This is a genomic window from Streptomyces sp. NPDC022910, assembly GCF_055561075.1.
In genome coordinates this window covers 1-7,505 of the sequence record NZ_JBVHHL010000122.1, presented here as the reverse complement: position 1 = coordinate 7,505, position 7,505 = coordinate 1, and the positions used below count along the sequence as shown (strand labels likewise).

Here is a 7,505-nt window from a genome sequence, read left to right as displayed (position 1 = left end):
CGTCACCCGCTCCCGCCTGGGACGACTCGTTCGCCAGGGATTCCTCGAGCAACCCGGACGTGGCCGCTATCAGAAACGGACTTAACGCCCTCTGAAGTCGAAGTACTCGAACACGTCCACGTCGGCCGAGAACCGGTCGATGTAGTCAGCGAGGTTGTCCGCCAGCCCGTCCGCATCGGCCAGCAGGTTCGCGAACTCGTAGTTAGAGGTGTTGTAGAACGTCCGCCCCGTGACCTTTTTGACCTCGACCTTGAGCCGGTTGGGGTTCTCGTACCTCGCAGCCAGCTCGTGTACCGCCGCGCGGTCCGGCTCGAGTACGCAGTCAAGCCGCCTCAGGATCGTGAACGGGAGAATCACTGTCCCGTACTGGTTGGGGCGATAGGGACCCCGAAGCTGGTCAGCGATTGACCAGATGAAGCTACCGAGCGTGCTCACAAAGGTTCCTCACGAGAAACGTCTAGCAGTGACGATCACTTTGCCAGAGGCAGCAGCCAGCGTCCCGTGCTTCAGCTATGTGCCCCTCTCCGAGGGCTGAGGCGCTGACCTGTACCGCCGTCTCCGGACTTCCTGCCGGTGATCCAGTCATCCCGGAAGTTGATCCGCTGAAGCCGACCACCCTGGGGACCAGGAAGACGTGATCGTCACGGCCAGGCTTGGCGTATGCGTCCGGGTGGTGCTCACGTCCGGCATTAGTTCGGTCGGGAACGTGACCAACCGGACACCCGTGCGCATCGGTAGTCTCGAAGTCGATGGCAACCCAGGTGCCGCTCACGGCATGCCCTCCCCTGACATGTGTGGGTTCCGTGAGAATAGCGTGCGAACGGTTGCTTCGAGCAACGGGACCATAAAATCGCGCATCAGGCCTCCCTGAGGGCCCATCGGACCAGCGCTACCCCTGTGGACCATCCGCGGACAGGCGCCAGCTGGTTCGCTTCAATCAAGCCTCTGACCAGCATGTTGTCTCTGAGACAAAAAGGCCTCCGGAGCCGTTGCACTACAGCAGCGAAGTACGGCAACCGCCGCAATGGCGCGCGCCTCAGCTGCTTGGCGTCAGCCCCCGAGCGGCCGATATGACGGACTGCTGAGCGTGACAGGGTCGGAGCATGGGTGGCTCATGTGCGTCCGGCGTCGCTTTTCGGCCGCAGGCCCGGCTCGCGGACCATCGCGGTGATCTCGGCGGCGGCACGCTCAGCGCGGCCTGGGCGGTGCAGCCGTCGCTCCAGCGGTGGGAAGCCGACACTGCCGACGGGGGCGTCGTCGACATCGGTGCGGCAACGGACGATCAGCTCGCCTTCGGGGGTGTAGACAGCGCGGATGACGTCCGCCCACGGGAGGTGGGCAGTACGCCACAGGCCGCGAACGTGCAGTCCATTGGAGTCGGCGGTGATCCGCCAGATCATCATCCGGAGGCAGACGCTCACCCAGTACACGCCGCCTACCGACCAGATGGGCAGCTGCCACCACGTAGGGGAACCCGTGAAGAGCGTCCCCAGCAGCATGATGGCCACGACGAGGAGCGCCGCTCCGATGGAGCGTGCCACCGGGCCTGCCTGCCACCGGACCGGTCCGGTAGCAGGGGTCATCGCGGCGAGGGCGTCTTGGACGCGGACCTCAGCGGCCCGGCGGTGTGCGGCCGTGCGTGCTGTGCGTGCTGTGCCGGGACGGTATACCCCGGGCGTGCACGTGCCGTCGGGAGAACCGTGCCGTATCGGGGACGCTGTCCCCTCGACGAGCCATTGCCCGGACTCCGTTGCGCTCGCCAGAATCAACTCACCGCCCTCGTGAGGTGCACCGTAGAGCAGGGCTTGGCGCAGTGCCGTGCGGGTGCGGGTGTGGGGCTCGTAGCTCAGCACCGGGCGCAGGGTGGCGGTGTCGTCGGCGGCGAATATCTCCGTACGCCCCTGATGATGACGGGTCAGGACGCGCAGTACCGGGACCGGGGCACGGTGCAGCGCCACCGCGCGCCGGCGGGAGAGCAGGCCCGAGCCGAGCACGGTGACACCGAGCCCTGCGAGGACGAGTGCCAGCGCCTGGCGGCCGGTTCGGTCGCCGTAGGGCTCAGTGGCAAGCCGCGTCCAATCGCCGTGCATCAGCACCGGGACGCTGCTGCCGACCCGATAGCTGCCCTGCGCGTCGAACCTGTGTCGTGTGTTATCGCTGAGGCGGACTGTGACGGTGTAGTCATCAGTGTTGTAGGCCACGACTCGGGCGTTCTCCGAGGTGGCCGTACGGGCCAGGCGGTCGTCTGCCCGGTCGTCCACGACGACGGTCGTGATCAGGGCACCGGCCACCACGCACAGGAGAGCCCCGGCAATGCCGCGGACCAGGCCCCGGCGCCACGGGCGGATGTCGTCGGTCGCCGGGGCAGGCACCGTGTTGCCGCCGGCCGCGTCGAGCACGAGCGAGCGCTGGCGGCCGCGCGTCCGCAGCCGTGCCACGACGGCCGCCCAGCCCCAGCACAGCGCCGCCACAACGACGGCGTCCGCGATCTTCTCGGCTGGCCCACCCAGCCAAGTATCGGGATTGCTCATCCAGATCAGCAGCAACGGAGCGGACACGAGGGCGAGTTCCGGTAGCACAAACAGCCACACCAGGTGCGGCAGGAAGAGCATCGTTCCGGCCGCATCGAGCCAGTCCGCCCCACAGGGCGATGCCACCGTGCATATCGGGTCGGGCGAGAACATCACCGCCATGACCACGGCCACCAGCAGCACCACAGCCGGCCCCACCGGCCGCGCCCACGCGGGCACCCGGACGTCCGCCCACCGCCTGGCATTGGCGGACACCCAAGGGCGAGCGGGGACATCCGCATACGGCACTGAACTCATCGTCACCCGCGCATTATGCGGTCACGACTGTGTGCCCCCTGCGCCTGGGGCCACCCCGAGTAGCACGCCCGGTGGCGAGCGCCGATCATTGCTGCCGTTGGTCTCAGTTCTGGTCTCATTCACTGACGGTCGCGAGTGTTCGCGACCGTACGCCGCTCCCCCTCCCAGCCCAGGTCGGAACGGTCTCTGTGAGCACCTGGGGACGCACTGCCCCCAGGTGTCCCCCAATGAGAGTGGCTGAGTGGGAAGTTCCTGGTCAGAACATATGGAGCTAGCCCGCTGTAAATCTGCCGGGGCCGCGTCGGCATTTCGTCGGCCCCTCTTGCGGGGTAGGGGTGGGGCAAGGCGCCAGCAGCGGCGCATGCGCGCTGGTCAGGATGTGTCACGCGCGCGGTCTGTAAAGCCGTTCTCCCGATGGCTACAGCGCGAGCGGGTGTTGGGGCTCTTGCGCAGCTTGTGTGCGGCCGGCTCGGCGTGCTTGCTACGTAGAGCAGGGGTCGGGGTCGACGCGGTCGGCGCGCGGTTGGAGTCCGTGGATCAGTCAGCGGCCTCCGTCGCCTCTGAAGGGGTGTGGCCGAGCTGTACGGGGACAGCGCGGTCGAGTTCCGTCGCCTCCCGGCCGGGTGGTGTGACGCGGTGGGCGACGAGGGCGGCGAGGTCGTCGTCGCGGGTGCCGTGGACGTAGGCGTGGAGGTCTTGGTTGAGGTGGTCGAGGAGTTGGCGGGGCGGGTCGAGGGCCCATTGGTGGACGCGCTGGGCGAGGGGGTAGAAGGTCCCGGTACGGTTGCGGGTCTCGCTGACGCCGTCGGTGTAGAGCAGCAGGCGGTCGCCGGCGGTGAAGGGGATGGTGTCGACCTGGTAGTGGTCGCCGAGGAGGTCCGCCATGTTGATGGGTGGTGACGGCGCGCTGGGTTCCACCTCGCGCACTTCGCCGCCGTGCAGCAGCAGTGGCGCGGGGTGCCCGCAGTTGAGCACGCGCGCGATCGGTTCCCCGGCGGGGATCTCCACGAGCACGATGGTGGCGAAGCGCTCCATCGCGCCGTCGGGGACGTCTCGGGAGTAATGGCTCATGACGGTCTCCATATGTCCTGCCAGGGACGGCAGGTCGGGCGCGCTCATCCTCAGCACCCGGAACGTGCTGAGGATGACCGAGGCGATCTCGACGGCCGGAAGTCCCTTGCCGCGGACGTCGCCGATGATCAGCCGCACCCCGTGCGGGGTCTGCATCGCCTCGTAGAAGTCGCCGCCGATGCGGGCCTGCGCGGCGGCGGCCTGGTAGAGCACCTCGACGTCGATGTCTTCGAGGTGCTGCGGGAGTGGGCGCAGCAGCACCCGCTGCGCGGTCTCCGCTACGGAGCGGACTTCGGCGAGGGTGCGCTCCCGCTTCTGCCGTACCCGGCTGGCGTAGGCGGCGGTCAGCGTGCTGGCCGCGACCGCGATCAGGGTGAAATTGCCCGGTGTCTGGCCCAGATTGTGGTCGGCGGCGGCGATGGCGAACCCGGCTATCAGGGCGAGCAGCCCGATGCCCAGGGTGCCGGCCACGGAGAACATCGCGGCGGCCAGCGCCGGCGTCGCCCCGAGCAATCGGTAGAACTGCAGGTGGGGCGTGAAGGCGGCCGCCACCGAGGCCAGCACGATCACCATCAGCGGAATCAGGAGCGCCGGCTCGAACGGCTGACCCTCTTCCCGCATCCGCCGGGAGAGCCGCTTCGGGGCGATCACCTGTCTGAGCGACCGAACGGCCGTGCCGCGGGCTGCGATGACCCCCTTGACCTGCACACCCATGTTTTTGTCCTTAGGTGGAGACGGTTCGTAGAAGCCTATTTGTGGACGGAATTGCCTGAAATGTATTTAATATTCAACTAAACGCAAATCACATTAAATCGTACGCGATGCTCCTCATGTTCGACTGGCTGCAGCCCGTGGCTGCGCTGCGTGACGGCCGTTACCGTCGCTCTCTCGGGCTGCGACGTCACGGCGATGGGAAGTGGCGGCCCAGAGGCGATGCGTGAAGCCGGTCGCGTTGCGCTGTGCGCGCGTCCAGGCTTCCGGGCCGTGGGCAGCTGACATGGCAGGCATGTCAACGTCTCGCGCTTGCGTCCGCCGGCACAGGCGATGTGTTCAACAGCACCACCGAGGTGGGGCGGGCGGTATTCCGGCGGCAGTCTCGCAAGAGAGCACTCACGGAGTGATCCTGGGCCGATCCCCTGGTTCAATCGCTTCATGGAGCACACCCCCAGCGCCTTGCCGTCCGCGTCCTGGAGGCAGAAGAACGAGACCGAGAACGCGTGCTCCCGACGCGGATCTTCCGCCGGCCACACCCGGAACTCGTGGACCGCGGAGGTGCCGCTCTCCAGCACCTGCCGCATCACTGCCTCAAGCGCTTCGGCCTCGAAACCGGGCATCGAATCCGTCACCCGGCATCCGAACCGCCGGTCGCAAGGCAGGCCGTCGAGGCGCTCCATGAAGTCGTTCGTCCAGGTGCAGCGCAGCTGCGGGTCATGAACGAGGATGCCGATCGGTGCACGGGTAAGAAGCGACTCGCGCACCGATCCGTTCGTCGCCACCGAGGAGAGAGCGCATGGGTTGGTCACGGATACCAGCCACCGGACCGTTCCGTGCTGCCCCCGCAGCAGCGAGATGCGCAGGCTCAGGTTGAGCGTGTGGCCGTCGCGGTGGCGGACCGCCACGGTGCCGGACCAGCCGTCTTGGGCACGGCGCTGCTCGGCGAACGTTGGTACTCGCAGCGCGTCCTGGGAAGGCGACAGCACGACCGCGGCGGAGCGCCCCACCACGTCTCCGGCCGAGTACCTGACACGCCGCTCAGCGGCCCGTGTCCATCCCGCCACCGTCCCCTGCTCGTCGATCACCGCTATCGCCGCGTCGGATATCACGCTCACGTCCATCGGCTCAGCGAGTGCCGTCTGATCGATTTCAGTCATCACGGTTGATCCCGTCAGGTGCGTAGGCGTGCGGAAGCGTCGGCACGCGCCGCGGCGAGCCGCTTGCTGCACACCAGGCTAGGAACGGACGGACGGGTAGACACTGGCGCGAAATGGCACATTTCTTTCGAATATTGTGCGTAACAAACAATCCCCCCATGGTGTCGTCGGCTCCCGCACCGCCGGCTCCTAAGCTAAGGGCGGGCACGGCCGTCTCAGTTTCCGTCTCATGCGCGCGCGTCCGGGCCCGTCCGTCCCGTTCCGTCCACACGGCTGGGCCGCCCAAAAAGACCAGGCCGAGTTGCTCGGCGTCGAGGAGCCGGTTACACAGATAGTCCGTGATCTCGGCGTCCCTCGACGACCCGGCCGGTGCCTGGTGGGAGTAGCACGGAGATCACCGGTGGGCTGGCTGCGCGGGTGGGTTCCGGGAGCCACCGTCCCGAAGACCACGATCACCACGTGTGCCCACCGCGCCCCTCTCTCACCGATCTCCCGCACCCTTGACCGCCCGCCGGGCCCGTGGGACCCGCGTGGGGCAGGTAGGTCGGCGCGCGGTGTTTCCACTGTTCAGGGCTGCTCGGCCGCGCGGTCTGTAAATCTGCCGGCTCAGCCTTCCCAGGTTCGAATCCTGGCGCCGCCACACTTGAGGGAACCCCCTCCGAACTGCGGAAACGCAGCACGGAGGGGGTTCTTTCGTATTCGAACACGCCGATTCGAACGATGATCGAAAAGCGAGGTTTGTCTCACCTGGTCTCAGGTGCGACTCGTCCCTGATCAGCGTGCGTCCCCCAGGCGTCCCCCCGGGGGAGGCGCTTTCTCCGTGCCATTCCCGCAGGCCAGCCTCAATCTGGCGGTTCGCTCGGTCCTGCGCCTGCGCCAGAACCTTCGCGTAGACCCGCAGGAGCACGGCCACGGAGTGCCCGGCCCTACGCGCCACCTCCATGGGGTCGACACCGGAGAAGAGCCAGAAGGAGACCCCGGCGCATCGCAGGTCATACGGCCGGCGGGCGAGCGGCGACGCCACCTCGAAGGGGGAAAGAGCAGCGCTCCGTGCTTCCGCCCAAACCTCGCCGTATCCCGTGTCCTGAATCACACCGCCGCGGCTCGTGCGGAACAGGCGGCCATCCGGTGCCGCACCGTATCGCTCGATGTGCCACCGGAGCATCGCGACAAAGTGCGGCGGGATCGGCACCACCCGTGAGTCGCGGACCGCTCGGGCCTTGAGGTGGCGCTCTTGGTGGGCCCGGTCGTCGTCCGTCCAGTCGTGGCCGGCATGGACGATGCCGGCTTCCATCGGACCTGGCTAACGCCGCAGCGGCCGTTTTGGAACGGTGGTCGGGCCTCAAGGATGCGTCGCCGGAACTGGCGCTCGTGATGGAGGAGCTGCATACACGCCCGCACGGCGATTCGAGCTAGTTCCTTTTCTCTCGCAGCAGCTCGATGGCCTCTGTGACTCGGCGCACCGCAGCGACCGGCTTCTGGAGGCTATTAGGCCATTCACGGCCGTTGGCAACCCAGACCGTCCGTAGGCCCGCTGCCCTTCCTCCATCTATGTCGGTGTCCGGGTTGTCGCCGATCGTCCACCCGCCGGCGCTCAGCTCGACGCCACATGCGCTAGCCGCGGCCTCGAAGAGGCGACGCTCTCGGCGACGGGTGAAAACGGACCGCTGATCGGCGGATGAACGGTGACCCACTTCGCGATCTTCTGATCATCCTGATCTTCTTCGAGGGTCAG

At 67.4% G+C, this 7,505-nt stretch carries 5 protein-coding genes and 1 pseudogene; all 6 read right to left on the bottom strand.

Translation table 11 applies throughout. The annotated features are described in order from the left end of the window. Positions 1-81 precede the first annotated feature (81 nt). On the bottom strand, positions 82-435 hold the full coding sequence (locus ACZ3TS_RS42120; RefSeq protein ID WP_467628295.1) for a type I restriction-modification system subunit M N-terminal domain-containing protein: 354 nt from the start codon (positions 433-435) through the stop codon (positions 82-84). 677 nt (positions 436-1,112) lie between these two features. Further along, positions 1,113-2,834, bottom strand: coding sequence for a hypothetical protein (locus tag ACZ3TS_RS42115; RefSeq protein WP_467628292.1), 1,722 nt, complete (start codon positions 2,832-2,834; stop codon positions 1,113-1,115). A gap of 531 nt (positions 2,835-3,365) precedes the next feature. Then, entirely contained in the window at positions 3,366-4,613 is a 1,248-nt protein-coding gene (locus tag ACZ3TS_RS42110; RefSeq protein WP_467628289.1) for a PP2C family protein-serine/threonine phosphatase, read from the bottom strand. Positions 4,614-4,690: 77 nt separating this feature from the next. After that, positions 4,691-5,770, bottom strand: a complete 1,080-nt coding sequence (locus ACZ3TS_RS42105; RefSeq protein WP_467628286.1) for a PAS domain-containing protein — start codon at positions 5,768-5,770, stop codon at positions 4,691-4,693. 820 nt (positions 5,771-6,590) lie between these two features. Beyond that, positions 6,591-7,055: pseudogene (locus tag ACZ3TS_RS42100) on the bottom strand (site-specific integrase); the annotation flags it as partial. A gap of 127 nt (positions 7,056-7,182) precedes the next feature. Then, positions 7,183-7,464, bottom strand: coding sequence for an HAD hydrolase-like protein (locus tag ACZ3TS_RS42095; RefSeq protein ID WP_467628283.1), 282 nt, complete (start codon positions 7,462-7,464; stop codon positions 7,183-7,185). Between the last annotated feature and the right edge of the window lie 41 nt (positions 7,465-7,505).